A 16,537-nucleotide genomic window follows, 5' to 3' on the forward strand; every position below is an offset into this window, starting at 1 on the left:
CGGCTCGTGATTTACACCTCGTAATCCATCTCTTCTTCACTGTGCAGCGGTATCAGTTGGACTTTTTGCACGCGATGATTTTCCACCTGCAGGGTTTTTAGTCGATAGTCGCCAACCTGAACTTCCTCCCCGGTTTTCGGGATGCGCTGCAAATACTCCATTAACAGTCCGGCAATGGTGTGATATTCACGCTTATCATCTAACGGGATAGGCACGTACTGCACCAGATCTTCCAGCGGCATGTGTCCGTTTGCGGTCCATGAACCATCCGCGTTTTTCTGAATGTCATGGCGGGCGTCAATCTCCTCTACCTCATTTGGCAGGTTACCGGCGATGGTTTCCATCACGTCACTGAGCGTTACAATCCCTTCAACTGACCCAAATTCATCGGCCACAAAAGCGAAGTGCGTCCGGGCGTTACGGAACTGCTCAAGCGCCGGAAGCAGCGGCAGAGTTTCCGGGAACACCAACGGCTGGCGAATCAAGACGCGTAAGTCGAGCGGCTCGCCGCGAAGAGATTGCTGCAACAGGTCGATGACATGCACCACGCCCAGCAAGTCTTCCTGCTCATCTTCGCCGGTGACCACCAGACGCGTATGCTGGTTTTTTTCCAGCAAAGCGCGGATTTCTGTTTCCGGCGCATTGAGGTCGATGTGCTCAATATCATGGCGCGAGGTCATGATGCTGCTGACCGTACGCTGATTAAGGTTCAGCACACGTTCAATCATCCGCCGTTCCTGAGGGGCAAAAATTTGGCCTTCATGATGGTCTGCCAGCATTGCCGCGGTTTCGGCATCCAGTTCGGCGTCTTCTTTTTGCCCGCTCAGCAGTCGCATTACCGCCTCGGCGGTGCGCTGGCGCAGGGTATGGTTGGCTGACAGGAAGCGACGGCGGTTAAAGATAGCTAACTGGTTCAATGCTTCTATCATGACCGAGAAGCCGATGGCGGCGTACAGATAACCTTTCGGAATATGGAAACCAAACCCATCGGCGACCAGACTGAAACCAATCATCAGCAAGAAGCTCAGGCACAGAATGACGATAGTGGGATGGCTGTTGACAAAGCGCGTCAGCGACTTGCTGGCAAGCACCATCAGGCTGATGGCAATAATCACCGCAGCCATCATTACCGCCAAGTGATCGACCATCCCCACGGCGGTAATGACGGAATCCAGGGAGAAGATGGCGTCCAGCACGACTATTTGCGCGACGACGCCCCAGAACTTAGCGCCTTTACGCTGGGTCGGGTTCTCGCTGTCTTTGCCTTCCAGCCGTTCGTTTAGCTCCATGGTGGCTTTAAACAGCAGGAAGAAACCGCCGAACAGCATGATCAGATCGCGCGCGCTGAAGCTCAGGCCGCGAATGCTGAACAGCGGCGTGGTCAGCGTTACCAGCCATGATATTGATGCCAACAGCAGCAGGCGCATGACCATCGCCAGCAGTAGCCCGGTAATACGCGCCTTATCCCGCTGGGCAGGAGGCAGTTTCTCCGCGAGGATGGCAATAAAAACAAGATTATCAATGCCAAGAACAAGTTCGATCACGATTAGCGTGACGAGTCCGGCCCAGATTGACGGATCGGCAATCCATTCCATAGTAAATGCTATACCCATAGTTGTATGACAATTGTCACAATTCGATCATGGGTAAAACTGGCGAAAAATGCAATGGCGAGGAGGGATTTCTCTGTAGCCTATTACAACCAGGTACGGGATATTAGCCTTAATGTAACTACAGGAAATAATATTATTAATCCAAAGCTCTTTAAGAAATATCGCAGGTGGGATATTTATATATTAATGTTGTCAATATCAATAAAATCCTAAAAATATACAAATTCAACGCTTAATATTAATCTTAAAAGCAAGTTGTCGGTAACTTGTTACCTTGCCTGATATTCGCTTAGCTGCAACAATTCCTCCGGTAATAATCAAAAGATAAATATTTCCTTATCAACCAGCGGCGCTATTCCTGATGCGTTCCCGCTGTGAATGTGATGAAAATAAAGAGGAAGATAAAAATTTAAATTAATCAGTGCATTGGTAGCTAATGAAGCCAGGGGCGGTAGCGTGTCTGGTCGCCTGAGACGAGTCTAAATTATTCTGTCAAGAGACCGCAGATGAATTCATTTTTTTTAGGACAGATGCCAGTTAAATTCCTTTTCAATTAACGGCAAGGTAAATGCGTACAGGCGAAGTCGCTATTTAGATCGCACGTGATAATTACTCTGCCAAAGTGATAAATAATCAATGATGAAATCCAAACTTAAATTGATACCTGTATTGGTATCGGTAATCTTGATAAACGGTTGTACCGTGCTTCCGGGCAGCAATATGTCTACGATGGGCAAAGATGTGATTAAACAGCAGGACGCTGATTTTGATATCGATCGCATGGTGAATGTTTATCCACTCACCCCACGGCTGGTCGAACAATTACGTCCCCGACCAAATGTTGCGCAGCCTAATATGTCTCTCGACCAGGAGATTTCCGGGTATCAGTACCGGGTCGGCCCGGGCGATGTCCTGAATGTCACCGTCTGGGATCATCCTGAACTCACCACGCCGGCCGGGCAGTATCGTAGCTCAAGTGATGCCGGCAACTGGGTGCAGCCTGATGGCACCATGTTTTACCCCTACATCGGCAAAGTTAGCGTGTCAGGGAAAACGTTGGCCGAAATTCGTAGTGATATTACCGGGCGCTTAGCGAAGTACATTGCTGACCCGCAGGTGGACGTTAATATCGCCGCTTTCCGTTCGCAGAAGGCCTATGTCTCCGGGCAGGTGAACAAATCCGGCCAGCAGGCCATCACCAACGTGCCGCTTACCGTTCTCGATGCCATTAATGCCGCAGGCGGTCTCACCGAGGCGGCAGACTGGCGCAACGTTGTACTGACTCATAAAGGTCAGGAGCAACGTATTTCACTGCAAGCGCTAATGCAAAATGGCGACCTGAGCCAGAACCGTCTGCTCTATCCTGGCGACATCCTGTTTGTTCCGCGTAATGACGATTTGAAAGTCTTCGTAATGGGGGAAGTGAAAAAACAGAGCACCCTCAAAATGGACTTCAGCGGCATGACGCTCACCGAAGCGCTCGGCAACGCGGAAGGTATCGACCTGACCACCTCCAACGCCAGCGGCATTTTCGTTATTCGTCCATTGAAAGGCGAGGGCGGGAACAACGGCAAGATTGCCAATATCTATCAGCTTGATATGTCCGATGCGACATCGCTGGTGATGGCGACGTCATTCCGACTCCAGCCATACGATGTGGTGTACGTCACTACCGCGCCGGTTGCTCGCTGGAACCGTTTGATCAATCAGTTGCTGCCGACTATTAGCGGTGTTCGCTATATGACGGACACGGCCAGCGACCTTCACAACTGGTAATCGTCATGTTTAACAAAATCTTAGTTGTCTGTGTGGGGAACATTTGCCGCTCTCCGACGGCAGAGCGCTTGTTAGGGCAATTTCACCCGGCGCTGACGGTCTCTTCTGCCGGCCTCGGGGCGTTGGTAGGCAAAGGCGCGGACCCGTGCGCCATCAGCGTGGCGCATGCGCACAACCTGTCACTGGAGAATCATTGTGCCCGGCAGATCTCGGGACGAATGTGCCGGGAGTATGACCTGATCCTGACCATGGAAAAACGCCATATCTCTGCCCTGTGTGAAATGGTGCCGGAGATGCGCGGCAAAGTGATGCTGTTTGGTCACTGGGACAGCGAGCGCGAAATTCCCGATCCGTATCGTAAAAGCCGCGATGCGTTTGACGCGGTGTACGCATTACTTGAACGGTCTGCACGCCAATGGGCTCAGGCACTGAACGCAGAGCAGGGAAAACAATGATAGAAAAAGTAAAACAGTCTGCTGCGCCGGTAACGGGCAATGATGAAATCGATATTGGCCGTCTGGTGGCAACGGTGGTGGAAGCCCGCTGGTGGGTGCTTGGTATTACTGCGGCATTTGCATTATGCGCAGCGGTTTACACGCTATTTGCCACTCCGATCTACAGTGCGGACGCGCTGGTGCAAATTGAGCAAAATACCGGAAATTCACTGGTGCAGGATATTGGCTCGGCGTTGTCGAACAAACCTCCGGCCTCTGAAGCGGAAATTCAGCTCATCCAGTCACGGCTGGTATTGGGGAAAACGGTAGACGATCTCAACCTGGATATCGCGGTTACCAAAGATACGTTCCCCATTTTTGGCGCGGGTTGGGATCGGTTGATGGGTCGCCAGAACGAAACGGTTAACGTGACGACTTTCACGCTGCCAAAGGCAATGAATGAACAGACCTTCACGCTAAGCGTGCTGAATGACAAAAGTTATCAGCTGGTGAGTGACGGAGGTTTTAGCGCCCAGGGGCAGGTTGGGCAGGTGCTGAAACATGACGGCGTGACGATGCTGGTCGAGGCGATCCATGCCAGCCCTGAGAGCCAATTTACCGTCAGCAAATTCTCCACGCTGGGCATGATCAACACCTTGCAAAATAATCTGATGGTGACGGAAACCGGCAAAGACACTGGCGTACTGAGCCTGACCTTTACCGGCGAAGACCGCGAGCAAATCCGCCAGATCCTTGACAGTATTACCCGCAACTATCTGCAACAAAACGTGGAGCGTAAATCTGAAGAGGCCGCCAAAAGTCTGGCGTTTCTGGCAAAGCAGTTGCCCGAGGTGCGTAACCGACTGGACGTTGCCGAAAACAAGCTGAATGCCTTTCGTCAGGACAAAGACTCCGTGGATTTGCCGCTGGAAGCCAAAGCGGTGCTGGATTCCATGGTGAATATTGATGCGCAGCTTAATGAGCTGACCTTCAAAGAAGCGGAGATTTCCAAGCTGTTCACCAAAGCGCACCCTGCGTACCGCACCTTGCTGGAAAAACGCCAGGCGCTGGAAGATGAGAAAAGCAAGCTGAACGGGCGCGTAACGGCGATGCCGAAAACGCAGCAGGAAATTGTCCGTCTGACGCGTGACGTGGAGTCCGGCCAGCAGGTCTATATGCAGTTGCTGAACAAGCAGCAGGAGCTGAAGATTACCGAGGCCAGTACGGTCGGAGATGTGCGCATCGTCGATCCCGCGATTGCCCAGCCTGGCGTGCTGAAGCCGAAAACGACGCTGATTATTCTCGGTAGCATCATTCTTGGTTTGATGCTTTCAGTGGTGGGCGTACTGCTGCGTTCCCTGTTTAATCGCGGCATTGAAAGCCCACAGGCGCTGGAAGAGCATGGTATCAGCGTGTATGCCAGCATTCCGCTATCAGAATGGCAAAAAGCACGCGATAACGTGCAGACCATTAAAGGCGTGAAACGCTACAAGCAAAGCCAGTTGCTGGCAGTGGGGAATCCGACGGATCTTGCGATAGAAGCGGTCCGCAGCCTGCGTACCAGCCTGCACTTTGCCATGATGCAGGCGCGCAACAACGTCTTGATGCTGACCGGTGTCAGCCCGTCGATTGGTAAAACATTTGTCTGCGCCAACCTGGCGGCGGTCGTTAGTCAGACCAACAAACGCGTGCTGTTGATCGACTGCGACATGCGCAAAGGCTATACCCACGAGCTGCTGGGGACCAATAACGTTAACGGTCTGTCTGAGATCCTCATCGGCAAGGGGGATATCTCATCCAGCGCGAAACCGACATCGATTCCACATTTCGATCTGATCCCTCGCGGACAAATTCCCCCCAACCCCTCCGAGCTGCTGATGAGTGAACGCTTTGGCGAACTGATTGCATGGGCCAGCTCGCACTATGACCTGGTGCTGATCGATACCCCGCCAATACTGGCGGTGACCGACGCGGCTATCGTGGGTCGTCACGTTGGAACCACGCTGATGGTGGCGCGTTACGCGGTCAACACGCTGAAAGAGGTGGAAACCAGCCTGAGTCGCTTTGAGCAAAACGGCATTCAGGTGAAAGGGGTGATCCTGAACTCGATCTTCCGCCGCGCCAGCGGGTATCAGGATTACGGTTACTACGAATACGAGTACACCTCGGATTCGAAATAGGTAACGAACATTGCCGGATAGCGGCCCACAAAAACATATTTATACCCTAAATAACTCGAGTTGCAGGAAAGCCAACGCAGATGCAACTTGAAGTATGACGGGGATATCTGGGAAACGAAAATGACGACAGACAACCCGCTAATTTCAATTTATATGCCCACCTGGAACCGTCAGCAACTGGCCATCCGGGCGATTAAATCGGTACTGCGCCAGGACTATCCTCACTGGGAGATGATCATTGTGGATGATTGCTCTTCCTCGTATGAGCAACTGCAGCAATTTGTTGAAGAACTCAACGATCCGCGTGTGTCGTATACGCGTAATCCCACTAACTCCGGAGCCTGTGCGGTGCGTAATCAGGCCATCATGCAGGCCAGTGGGCAATATATTACGGGTATTGATGATGATGATGAATGGACGCCGAACCGCCTGAGCGTATTTCTCAATTATCGCCATCATCTGGTGACGCGGGCGTTTCTGTATGCCAATGACTATGTCTGTGAAGGCGAAGTATATTCGCAGCCGACCAGTTTGCCGCTCTATCCGAAGGCCGTTTATTCACGCCGTAAATTTTACAAGCGCAATATTATTGGTAATCAGGTATTTACCTGGGCCTGGCGGTTTAAAGCATGCCTGTTCGATACCACGCTGAAAGCGGCGCAGGATTATGACATTTTCCTGCGTATGGTGGTGGCGTATGGCAAACCGTGGAAGGTAAAAGAGGCAACGCAGATCCTGCATGTGAATCACGGTGAAATGCGTATTACCTCATCCCCGCATAAATTCTCCGGCTACTTTCAGTTCTACCGTAAGCACAAAGGCAAATTTGACCGGGCCAGCAAGAAATACCAGCTGTTTACCCTCTACCAGATCCGCAATAAACGGATGAACTGGCGCACGTTGCTGACGCTGCTTTCTGTTCGCAATAGTAAGCGCCTGGCCGACGGACTGCGAGGACGCTAAGTATGCTGGAAGATTTACGCGCGAACGGCTGGAGTCTGCGACCCTGCTGCATGGTGGTGGCCTATCGGATTGCCCATTTTTGCTCCGTCTGGCGTAAAAAAAATGTCTTGAACAACCTGTGGGCGGCGCCGGTGCTGGTGATGTATCGCCTTATCACTGAATGCGTGTTTGGCTATGAAATCCAGGCCGCTGCATCTATTGGTCGTCGTTTCACCATCCATCATGGCTATGGGGTGGTGATCAATAAACACGTGGTGGCGGGGGATGATTTCACCCTGCGCCACGGCGTCACCATCGGCAATCTTGGCGGCAACGATCTGTCCTGTCCGGTCATCGGTAACGGCGTTGAGCTGGGGGCCAATGTCACTCTGCTTGGCGGCGTTGCCATTGGCGATAACGTGACGATTGGCGCCGGGAGCGTCGTCGTGGATAGCATCCCGGACAATACGCTGGTCGTGGGCGAGAAGGCACGGGTGAAGGTAATAAAATGAAAATATTACAGTTTAATGTGCGGCTCGCAGAAGGCGGGGCGGCAGGCGTAGCGTTAGATTTGCATCTGAGGGCGCTGGAAAAAGGGTTGTCGTCGCGTTTTGTCTACGGCTATGGCAAAGGCGGTAAGAAAAGCGTCAGTCACGAGAATTACCCGCAGGTTATCAAACATACGCCACGTCTGACGTCGGCGGCGAACATTGCGCTGTTTCGTTTCGCGAACCGCGACATGTTTGGCAATCTCGACAAGTTGTACCGTACGGTAACCCGCACTTCCGGCCCGCTGGTACTGCATTTTCATGTGTTGCACAGCTACTGGTTGAATCTGGAAGAGGTGGTCACCTTTTGCCAAAAAGTGAAGGCGCATAAACCGGATATCACCTTCGTCTGGACGCTGCACGATCACTGGAGCGTGACCGGGCGCTGTGCCTTTACCGATGGTTGCGAAAGCTGGAAAACGGGCTGTCAGAAATGTCCAACGCTCAGTAACTATCCGCCGGTAAAAATCGATAAAGCCCATCAACAGTTGCCTGGTAAACGGCAGATGTTTCGCGCCATGCTGGCACTGGGCTGCCAGTTCATCTCGCCCAGTCAGCATGTGGCCGACGCATTCAACAGTCTGTATGGCGTCGGTCGTTGCCGCATTATTAACAACGGCATCGATGTGGCAACGGAAGCCATTCTTGCCGAACTTCCCGCTAACCATGAAGAAAGCGGCAGACCGAAAATCGCCGTGGTGGCCCATGACCTGCGCTATGACGGAAAAACCAGTCAGCAACTGGTGCGAGCGATGATTGCGCTCGGAGACAAAATTGAGCTGCATACCTTCGGCAAATTTTCTCCGTTTGTCGGGGATAACGTCATCAATCACGGGTTTGAGAGCGATAAGCGCACGTTGATGAGCGCGCTTAACGAGATGGATGGGCTGGTGTTCAGCTCGCGCGTTGATAACTACCCGCTGATTCTGTGCGAAGCGCTTTCCATCGGCGTACCGGTTATTGCTACGCACAGCGATGCCGCGCAGGAAGTGCTGGCGAAATCGGGCGGCAAAACGTTCAGCGAAGCGGACGTTTTGCACCTGGTGCAACTGAAAAGATCAGACATTGCGCAGGCGGTATTTGACACGTCGCTTGCCGCGTTCAGCCAGCGCAGCCGGGTGGCATACAGTGGACAACAGATGCTGGAGGAGTATGTCTCGTTCTATCAGAATCTGTAGCTATCTGGTGCTACCGCTGCTTTATCTGCTGGTTAACGTCAAACTCGCCCAGCTTGGCGAGAGCTTCCCGATAACTATCGTCACGTTTTTGCCCGTTCTGCTGTTGCTGTTTGTCGAGCGCATCAATATTAAAAAATTAATGATTGCGCTGGGCGTGGGGGGCGGACTGACGGCGTTTAACTATCTGTTCGGACAATCACTGGATGCCAGCAAGTACGTGACGTCCGCAATGCTGTTTGTCTATACCGTGGTGATTATCGGTATGGTGTGGAGTATTCGCTTCAAAACCATTTCGCCGCATAACTACATTAAGATCTTGCGTTTTTTCTGGCTGGTTGTGGGCCTGGTGGTGGGGTTAGCTGCGGTGGAAATGGCGCAGATAATTCTTAGTGGCGGCAGCAGTTTAATGGAAATTATTTCGAAATATCTTATTTACAGTAATAGCTATGTTCTGAACTTTATTAAGTTTGGCGGGAAGCGCACCACTGCACTCTATTTCGAACCGGCATTCTTCGCTCTGGCGTTAATCTCAATTTGGCTCAGTATCAAACAGTTTGGTATCAAAACGCCTAAGTCCGATGCTATGATTCTGGCAGGGATAATATTATCAGGATCGTTTTCAGGGGTAATGACATTTATTTTGTTTTACCTCCTGGAGTGGGCGTTCCAGTATCTGAATAAAGATGCGATAAAAAAGAAGTTGCCGCTGGCGATAATCTCATTAAGCGTGTTTGTCGTTGGTGTGATATTTGCGTTTCCGTACATCGCGACACGGCTTGGAGATTTAGGAACTGAAGGCTCATCATCGTATTATCGTATCGTGGGACCATTAGTAATGGTCGGTTATTCGTTACTTAACGTTGATGGGGTAGTGAGATTCGGCTCACTTTATGAATATGTTGCGTCATTCGGAATTTTTAACGGTGCAGATGTTGGTAAAACGATAGACAATGGCTTGTATCTGCTGATTATTTATTTCTCATGGTTCGCGGTGATATTAGCCCTGTGGTACATGGGGAAAGTCATGAAGATGATGATCAATGCGTTTGGTGATAATCAGAATTATCGGGTGCAGCTTTATCTTTTTACGCCGCTGTCGCTGTTTTTTACAGGTTCAGTATTTAGTCCGGAATATGCATTTTTAATTGTATGTCCGTTTATTTTGCGCAAGGCGCTGAATATAGCGAGGTAGAACGCATGCTGCTCAGTATTATTACCGTCGCCTTTCGTAATCTGGAAGGGATCGTCAAAACTCACGCGTCGTTAGCTTATCTGGCGCAGGCGGGTGATATCAGTTTTGAGTGGATTGTTGTTGATGGCGGCTCCTCTGACGGTACCTCGGCCTTTCTTGAAGGGCTCAGTGGAGAGCACCGGTTACGGTTTGTCAGCGAGCCGGATAAGGGCATCTATGATGCAATGAACAAAGGTATCGCTATGGCGCGCGGGCGGTTTGCGCTGTTCCTCAACTCCGGGGATATTTTGCATGCAGATGCGGCTCATTTTATCCGCCAGCTAAAAACGCAGAGCGATAAAGCGATGGTCATTGGCGATGCGTTGCTGGATTTCGGTAATGGTAACAAAATTAAGCGGCGGGCCAAGCCGGGTTGGTATATTTATCACAGCCTTCCCGCCAGCCATCAGGCCATCTTCTTTCCTCTCTCTGGACTGAATGTCTGGCGCTATGATTTGCAATATAAGATATCGTCTGATTACGCGCTGGCAGCCAAATTATATAAGTCAGGTTACGCGTTTAAAAAGCTGAGCGGGCTGGTGTCAGAGTTTTCCATGGGTGGGGTGTCAACGACGAATAATCTGGAATTGTGCCGGGATGCAAAAAAGGTACAGCGCCAGATATTACACATGCCAGGTTTTTGGACCGGGTTGTCAGAATATTTACGTCTGCGCACAACCGGTAAAACAAAAACCTTATATGGAAAAGCGTAAGGGTACATTATGCAGGATTTAAGCGGCTTCAACGTGCCGGGAGGTTTTCGCGGCGGCGGTGCCATTAAAGTGCAATTATGGTGGGCAGTGCAAGCCACATTATTTCGCTGGTCCCCGCAGGTAATGTATCGCTGGCGTGCGTTTTTATTGCGAATGTTTGGCGCAAAAATAGGAAAAAACGTAGTTATTCGACCTTCAGTAAAAATTACTTATCCGTGGAAATTAACCCTGGGAGATTATTCCTGGGTGGGTGATGACGCGGTTTTATATACGCTGGGTGATATTACGATTGGTGCGCACGCGGTTATTTCACAAAAAAGTTATCTATGCACCGGGAGTCATGATTATGCCAGTCAACATTTTGATATTAACGCCACACCAATTGTAGTTGGTGATAAATGCTGGCTGGCGACAGATGTCTTTGTCGCGCCTGGCGTGACGATTGGCGATGGCACCGTCGTCGGAGCACGCAGCAGTGTATTTAAATCGCTGCCAGCCAATGTCGTTTGTCGGGGAAATCCCGCAATAGTCACACGCGAACGCGTCGAGAAAGTTACTCCCTGAGGGGATCATTTAAGAGGTAATAACATGTCAAAAGTCGCTCTCATCACTGGCGTAACCGGGCAGGATGGTTCTTACCTGGCAGAGTTCCTGCTGGAAAAAGGGTATGAAGTACACGGTATTAAGCGCCGCGCTTCATCATTCAACACCGAACGAGTGGACCACATCTATCAGGATCCGCATTCGGGCAATCCCAAATTCCATCTGCACTATGGCGATTTGACGGACTCCTCCAACCTGACCCGTATTTTACAGGAAGTGCAACCGGATGAGGTCTATAACCTCGGCGCCATGAGTCATGTCGCGGTGTCGTTTGATTCACCGGAATACACCGCGGATGTCGATGCTATCGGCACCTTACGTTTGCTGGAAGCTATCCGCTTCCTCGGCCTGGAAAAGAAGACCCGTTTTTATCAGGCTTCCACCTCTGAACTGTACGGTCTGGTACAGGAAATCCCGCAGAAAGAGAGCACGCCGTTCTACCCGCGCTCGCCGTATGCCGTTGCTAAGCTGTACGCCTACTGGATAACCGTCAACTACCGCGAATCTTACGGTATGTATGCCTGTAACGGCATTCTGTTTAACCACGAATCTCCGCGCCGCGGCGAAACCTTTGTCACGCGCAAAATTACGCGTGCGATCGCCAACATCGCGCAGGGGCTGGAGTCTTGCCTGTACCTGGGCAATATGGATTCGCTGCGTGACTGGGGGCATGCCAAAGATTACGTCAGGATGCAGTGGATGATGCTGCAGCAGGACAAGCCGGAAGATTTCGTGATTGCCACCGGCGTGCAGTATTCCGTGCGCCAGTTTGTGGAAATGGCCGCCGCTCAGTTGGGGATTAAATTGCGCTTTGAAGGCGAGGGCGTGAATGAGAAAGGCATTGTGGTTTCCGTAACCGGACACGACGCGCCGGGTGTGAAACCTGGGGATGTCATGATTGCCGTCGATCCGCGCTATTTCCGTCCGGCAGAGGTGGAAACGCTGCTGGGCGATCCGGCCAAAGCACATGAAAAACTGGGCTGGAAGCCGGAAATCACGTTGCGCCAGATGATCTCGGAAATGGTTGCCAACGATCTTGAAGCAGCGAAGAAGCATTCCCTGCTGAAGTCGCACGGTTACGAGGTCGCCATCGCGCTGGAGTACTGAGGATGAAGACACAACGTATTTTTGTGGCGGGCCATCGCGGGATGGTGGGGTCCGCCATCGTCAGACAATTGTCGCAGCGAGATAATGTCGAGCTGGTGCTGCGTACCCGCGACCAACTTAACCTGCTGGACGCCAGTGCGGTGCAGGCGTTCTTTGCCACTGAACGTATTGACCAGGTTTATCTGGCGGCGGCTAAAGTCGGCGGGATCATAGCGAATAATACTTATCCTGCTGATTTTATTTATGAAAACATGATGATTGAGAGCAACATTATTCATGCTGCGCATTTGCATAACGTGAATAAACTGCTGTTCCTCGGATCATCCTGTATCTATCCAAAACAAGCCACCCAGCCAATAGCCGAAAGCGAGCTGTTGCAGGGGCAGCTGGAACCGACCAATGAGCCGTATGCGATTGCCAAAATTGCCGGGATCAAGCTGTGCGAATCGTATAACCGCCAGTATGGCCGCGATTATCGCTCGGTGATGCCGACCAATCTGTATGGGCCGCATGACAACTTCCACCCGAGTAATTCGCATGTGATCCCGGCGCTGCTGCGCCGCTTTCATGACGCTCGCGAGCACAATACGCCGGATGTGGTGGTGTGGGGAAGCGGGACGCCAATGCGTGAATTTCTGCATGTTGACGATATGGCAGCGGCCAGTATCCACGTGATGGAGCTGGCTCAGGAAGTCTTGCAGGAATATACCCAGCCGATGCTGTCGCATATCAATGTGGGGACCGGCGTGGACTGCACTATCCGCGAACTGGCGCAAACCATCGCGCAGGTCGTGGGTTACAAGGGGCGCGTGGTGTTCGACGCCAGCAAACCGGATGGAACGCCGCGCAAATTGCTCGATGTTACGCGTCTGCATCAGTTGGGCTGGTATCACGAGATATCACTGGAAGCGGGGCTTGCCAGTACCTGGCAGTGGTTCCTTGAAAACCAGCAGCGCTACCGGGGGTAAGCATGTTTTTACGTCATGAGGATTTTGCCACCGTAGTACGTTCAACTCCGCTGATTTCCATCGATTTGATCGTGGAAAACACCCACGGTGAATTTCTGCTCGGTAAGCGTCTCAATCGTCCGGCGCAGGGTTACTGGTTCGTGCCCGGCGGTCGGGTGCAAAAAGATGAACCGCTGCACGTGGCCTTTGAGCGGCTTACCGAAACGGAGCTGGGGTTACGTTTACCGCTGTCCGCTGCGGAGTTTTACGGTGTCTGGCAGCACTTCTATGACGACAACTTTTCTGGGGATGATTTCTCAACGCATTACATCGTGCTGGGATTTCGTCTGCGGGTGTCGGAAAACGACTTGCTACTGCCCAATGTCCAACATGATGCGTACCGATGGATGGCGTCTACACAGATTCTGGCCAGTGACCACGTGCACGACAACAGTCGGGCTTACTTCTGTAAAACAAGTCAGGCCGGAGTACCCGGGCTATGAAGATCCTCGTGTATGGCATCAACTATTCGCCGGAGTTGACCGGTATCGGCAAATACACCGGTGAAATGGTGGAGTGGATGGCGCAGCAGGGGCATGACGTTCGGGTGATCACCGCGCCGCCTTATTATCCCCAGTGGAAGGTAAACGGCAGTTATTCATCCTGGCGCTACCGTCGCGAAGAGGGCGACGCCCTCGTCTGGCGTTGTCCGCTGTATGTGCCTGAGCAACCCTCAACGCTCAAGCGCCTGCTGCATTTGGGCAGTTTCGCCCTGAGCAGTTTTTTCCCGCTACTGGCGCAACGTCGCTGGAAGCCGGATCGCATTATCGGCGTAGTGCCGACGCTGTTTTGCACGCCGGGCATGCGCCTGCTGGCAAAGCTTTGTGGCGCACGTACGCTATTGCACGTTCAGGATTACGAAGTCGATGCCATGTTGGGGCTAGGAATGGCGGGCAAAGGCACGCGCGGTATGGTGGCAAAACTGGCCAGCGCCTTTGAGCGCAGTGGGCTGTTGAATATGGACCATATTTCGACGATTTCCCGTTCCATGATGCACAAAGCCATGGAAAAAGGCGTTGCGCCGCACAAGGTTATTTTCTTTCCGAACTGGTCGGAAGTGACGCGCTTTCGTGATGTGAGCGACGCCGATGCCCTGGCGTTGTCCCGGCAACTGGGATTGCCTGCCGATCAAAAGATCGTTCTTTACTCAGGCAATATCGGTGAAAAGCAGGGGCTGGAGAGCGTGATAGACGCAGCGGTCGAGTTGAGCGAACACCCCTGGCTGTTTGTGATTGTCGGGCAGGGCGGTGGTAAAGCGCGGCTGGAGAGCATGGCCAGCGAACGCGGCCTGAACAACGTGATGTTCTTTCCGCTGCAATCATATGACGCGCTGCCAGCGTTGCTCAAGATTGCGGATTGTCATCTGGTCGTGCAAAAGCGTGGTGCGGCTGATGCCGTACTGCCCTCCAAATTGACCAATATCCTCGCTGTTGGTGGTAACGCAGTTATTACTGCCGAACCTGAAACCGAGCTGGGTCAGCTTTGTGACGCTCACCCTGGCATTGCGGTGTGCGTGGAGCCGGAGTCGGTAAACGCGCTGGTTTGCGGTATTAAACGGGCATTGATGATGCCAAAAGTAAACACGGTGGCACGTGATTATGCCGAACGCACGCTGGATAAAGAAAACGTGCTGAGTCAATTTCTTGCAGATATACGGGGTACATGATGAGTCAAAGCAAACTCTTTCCGGTGGTGATGGCCGGTGGCTCGGGGAGCCGTTTATGGCCACTGTCCCGCGTGCTGTACCCAAAGCAGTTCCTGTGCCTGAAAGGCGATCTCACCATGCTGCAGACGACGATTTGCCGTCTGAACGGCGTGGAGTGCGAAAGCCCGGTGGTTATCTGTAATGAACAACACCGTTTTATCGTAGCGGAACAATTACGACAGCTGCACAAACTGACTGAGAACATCATTCTCGAACCTGCCGGGCGTAACACGGCACCGGCGATAGCGCTGGCCGCGCTGGCGGCAAAACGTCAAAGTCCGGGTGAGGATCCGCTGCTGCTGGTCTTGGCGGCCGATCACATGATTGCCAACGAAGAGGCATTCCGCGAGGCGGTTCGCAATGCGATGCCATATGCCGGAGCGGGTAAGCTGGTGACGTTCGGTATCGTGCCGGACCAGCCGGAAACCGGCTATGGCTATATCCGCCGGGGGGAGGTCTCGCCGACGAATACCGACGCCGTGGCTTTTGAGGTGGCACAGTTTGTTGAAAAGCCCAATCTGGAAACCGCGCAGGCTTACGTGACGAGCGGCGACTACTACTGGAACAGCGGCATGTTCTTGTTCCGGGCCGGACGTTACCTGGAAGAACTGAAAAAGTATCGTCCCGATATTCTTGAAGCCTGTGAGAACGCCATGAGCACGGTCGACCCCGATCTCGATTTTATCCGCGTTGATGAACAGGCGTTTCTCGCCTGCCCGGAAGAGTCTGTGGACTATGCGGTAATGGAACGTACCGCCGATGCGGTGGTGATGCCAATGAACGCAGGCTGGAGCGATGTTGGCTCCTGGTCATCGCTGTGGGAAATTAGTGCCCATACCGCTGAAGGCAATGTGCATCACGGCGACGTCATTAGCCACAAAACGGAAAACAGTTACGTGTATGCCGAATCCGGCCTGGTGACGACCGTCGGGGTGAAAGATCTGGTGGTGGTGCAGACCAAAGACGCGGTGCTGATAGCCGATCGCAACGCGGTGCAGGACGTCAAAAAAGTGGTAGAGCAAATTAAGGCTGACGGGCGTCATGAGCATCATATTCACCGCGAAGTTTATCGTCCGTGGGGCAAGTACGACTCAATTGATGCCGGAGAGCGTTACCAGGTGAAGCGAATTACCGTCAAGCCTGGTGAGGGATTGTCTGTGCAGATGCATCATCACCGGGCTGAACACTGGGTTGTGGTTGCCGGTACCGCGAAGGTGACAATCAATGATGATATCAAACTGCTTGCTGAAAACGAGTCTGTCTATATTCCGCTGGGGGCGACCCATTGTCTGGAGAACCCCGGGAAAATCCCGCTCGATCTGATTGAAGTGCGCTCCGGATCTTACCTCGATGAGGATGATGTGGTGCGGTTTGCGGATCGCTACGGGCGCGCGTAACACAACATCATCGTTGCCGGATGGCGGCGTGAACACCTTATCCGGCCTAAAAACTAACGGCTAGTCATTTTGGGGAAAATATCTCCAGTCAGGAGAGGGCTAA

The 16,537-nt window shown here is 52.3% G+C and carries 15 protein-coding genes; 14 read left to right on the plus strand and 1 reads right to left on the minus strand.

Going from position 1 to position 16,537, the window contains the following annotated elements; translation table 11 throughout:
* Positions 1-11 precede the first annotated feature (11 nt).
* Positions 12-1,595: a TerC family protein gene (locus tag OGV75_RS21605; RefSeq protein WP_019077138.1), complete on the minus strand. Its 1,584-nt coding sequence runs from the start codon at positions 1,593-1,595 to the stop codon at positions 12-14.
* Between the two features lie 654 nt (positions 1,596-2,249).
* Here OGV75_RS21605 and OGV75_RS21610 point away from each other — a divergent pair.
* The 14 genes from OGV75_RS21610 to cpsB all read left to right on the plus strand — a co-directional run bounded on the left by OGV75_RS21610 (position 2,250) and on the right by cpsB (position 16,434).
* A complete protein-coding gene (locus tag OGV75_RS21610) occupies positions 2,250-3,389 on the plus strand; it encodes a polysaccharide export protein (RefSeq protein WP_286481180.1) in 1,140 nt (379 codons plus the stop codon).
* A 5-nt stretch (positions 3,390-3,394) separates the two neighbouring features.
* Entirely contained in the window at positions 3,395-3,844 is a 450-nt protein-coding gene (gene wzb / locus OGV75_RS21615; RefSeq protein WP_286481182.1) for a low molecular weight protein-tyrosine-phosphatase Wzb, read from the plus strand.
* The gene (wzc, locus tag OGV75_RS21620) at positions 3,841-6,003 is read left to right on the plus strand and encodes a tyrosine-protein kinase Wzc (protein WP_279266440.1); all 2,163 of its coding nucleotides are present in this window, start codon (positions 3,841-3,843) and stop codon (positions 6,001-6,003) included. The genes wzb and wzc overlap by 4 nt, the downstream gene beginning before the upstream one ends.
* 120 nt (positions 6,004-6,123) lie before the next feature.
* On the plus strand, positions 6,124-6,966 hold the full coding sequence (wcaA, locus tag OGV75_RS21625) for a colanic acid biosynthesis glycosyltransferase WcaA (protein ID WP_016153592.1): 843 nt from the start codon (positions 6,124-6,126) through the stop codon (positions 6,964-6,966).
* A 2-nt stretch (positions 6,967-6,968) separates the two neighbouring features.
* On the plus strand, positions 6,969-7,457 hold the full coding sequence (gene wcaB, locus OGV75_RS21630) for a colanic acid biosynthesis acetyltransferase WcaB (RefSeq protein WP_016156923.1): 489 nt from the start codon (positions 6,969-6,971) through the stop codon (positions 7,455-7,457).
* Entirely contained in the window at positions 7,454-8,671 is a 1,218-nt protein-coding gene (gene wcaC, locus OGV75_RS21635) for a colanic acid biosynthesis glycosyltransferase WcaC (RefSeq protein WP_019077135.1), read from the plus strand. Before wcaB ends, wcaC begins: the two co-directional genes overlap by 4 nt.
* Positions 8,646-9,863, plus strand: a complete 1,218-nt coding sequence (wcaD, locus tag OGV75_RS21640; RefSeq protein WP_047359125.1) for a colanic acid polymerase WcaD — start codon at positions 8,646-8,648, stop codon at positions 9,861-9,863. Before wcaC ends, wcaD begins: the two co-directional genes overlap by 26 nt.
* Before the next feature lie 5 nt (positions 9,864-9,868).
* The gene (wcaE, locus tag OGV75_RS21645) at positions 9,869-10,615 is read left to right on the plus strand and encodes a colanic acid biosynthesis glycosyltransferase WcaE (protein ID WP_275395411.1); all 747 of its coding nucleotides are present in this window, start codon (positions 9,869-9,871) and stop codon (positions 10,613-10,615) included.
* Positions 10,616-10,624: 9 nt separating this feature from the next.
* The gene (gene wcaF, locus OGV75_RS21650) at positions 10,625-11,179 is read left to right on the plus strand and encodes a colanic acid biosynthesis acetyltransferase WcaF (RefSeq protein WP_016153587.1); all 555 of its coding nucleotides are present in this window, start codon (positions 10,625-10,627) and stop codon (positions 11,177-11,179) included.
* Between the two features lie 24 nt (positions 11,180-11,203).
* Positions 11,204-12,325: a GDP-mannose 4,6-dehydratase gene (gene gmd, locus OGV75_RS21655; RefSeq protein ID WP_016156920.1), complete on the plus strand. Its 1,122-nt coding sequence runs from the start codon at positions 11,204-11,206 to the stop codon at positions 12,323-12,325.
* 2 nt (positions 12,326-12,327) lie between these two features.
* Complete coding sequence (gene fcl, locus OGV75_RS21660; protein WP_172860503.1) at positions 12,328-13,293, plus strand: GDP-L-fucose synthase; 966 nt, start codon at positions 12,328-12,330, stop codon at positions 13,291-13,293.
* Between the two features lie 2 nt (positions 13,294-13,295).
* On the plus strand, positions 13,296-13,775 hold the full coding sequence (locus OGV75_RS21665) for a GDP-mannose mannosyl hydrolase (protein WP_047359124.1): 480 nt from the start codon (positions 13,296-13,298) through the stop codon (positions 13,773-13,775).
* A complete protein-coding gene (gene wcaI / locus OGV75_RS21670) occupies positions 13,772-14,998 on the plus strand; it encodes a colanic acid biosynthesis fucosyltransferase WcaI (protein ID WP_047359123.1) in 1,227 nt (408 codons plus the stop codon). Before OGV75_RS21665 ends, wcaI begins: the two co-directional genes overlap by 4 nt.
* Complete coding sequence (cpsB, locus tag OGV75_RS21675) at positions 14,998-16,434, plus strand: mannose-1-phosphate guanyltransferase (protein WP_053388855.1); 1,437 nt, start codon at positions 14,998-15,000, stop codon at positions 16,432-16,434. The genes wcaI and cpsB overlap by 1 nt, the downstream gene beginning before the upstream one ends.
* The last annotated feature ends 103 nt before the right edge of the window (positions 16,435-16,537 follow it).

This window comes from Citrobacter sp. Cb028, assembly GCF_030336705.1.
Lineage (GTDB): Bacteria > Pseudomonadota > Gammaproteobacteria > Enterobacterales > Enterobacteriaceae > Citrobacter > Citrobacter braakii.

Bases quoted from the DNA above. Each gene is read 5' to 3' on its own strand.
- wcaA (WP_016153592.1), top strand. From the start codon at position 6,124: ATGACGACAGACAACCCGCTAATTTCAATTTATATGCCCACCTGGAAC.
- wzc (WP_279266440.1), top strand. From the start codon at position 3,841: ATGATAGAAAAAGTAAAACAGTCTGCTGCGCCGGTAACGGGCAATGAT.
- wcaB (WP_016156923.1), top strand. From the start codon at position 6,969: ATGCTGGAAGATTTACGCGCGAACGGCTGGAGTCTGCGACCCTGCTGC.
- gmd (WP_016156920.1), top strand. From the start codon at position 11,204: ATGTCAAAAGTCGCTCTCATCACTGGCGTAACCGGGCAGGATGGTTCT.
- wzb (WP_286481182.1), top strand. From the start codon at position 3,395: ATGTTTAACAAAATCTTAGTTGTCTGTGTGGGGAACATTTGCCGCTCT.
- OGV75_RS21605 (WP_019077138.1), bottom strand. From the start codon at position 1,595: ATGGAATGGATTGCCGATCCGTCAATCTGGGCCGGACTCGTCACGCTA.
- OGV75_RS21665 (WP_047359124.1), top strand. From the start codon at position 13,296: ATGTTTTTACGTCATGAGGATTTTGCCACCGTAGTACGTTCAACTCCG.
- OGV75_RS21610 (WP_286481180.1), top strand. From the start codon at position 2,250: ATGATGAAATCCAAACTTAAATTGATACCTGTATTGGTATCGGTAATC.
- cpsB (WP_053388855.1), top strand. From the start codon at position 14,998: ATGAGTCAAAGCAAACTCTTTCCGGTGGTGATGGCCGGTGGCTCGGGG.
- wcaD (WP_047359125.1), top strand. From the start codon at position 8,646: ATGTCTCGTTCTATCAGAATCTGTAGCTATCTGGTGCTACCGCTGCTT.
- wcaE (WP_275395411.1), top strand. From the start codon at position 9,869: ATGCTGCTCAGTATTATTACCGTCGCCTTTCGTAATCTGGAAGGGATC.
- wcaI (WP_047359123.1), top strand. From the start codon at position 13,772: ATGAAGATCCTCGTGTATGGCATCAACTATTCGCCGGAGTTGACCGGT.
- fcl (WP_172860503.1), top strand. From the start codon at position 12,328: ATGAAGACACAACGTATTTTTGTGGCGGGCCATCGCGGGATGGTGGGG.
- wcaC (WP_019077135.1), top strand. From the start codon at position 7,454: ATGAAAATATTACAGTTTAATGTGCGGCTCGCAGAAGGCGGGGCGGCA.
- wcaF (WP_016153587.1), top strand. From the start codon at position 10,625: ATGCAGGATTTAAGCGGCTTCAACGTGCCGGGAGGTTTTCGCGGCGGC.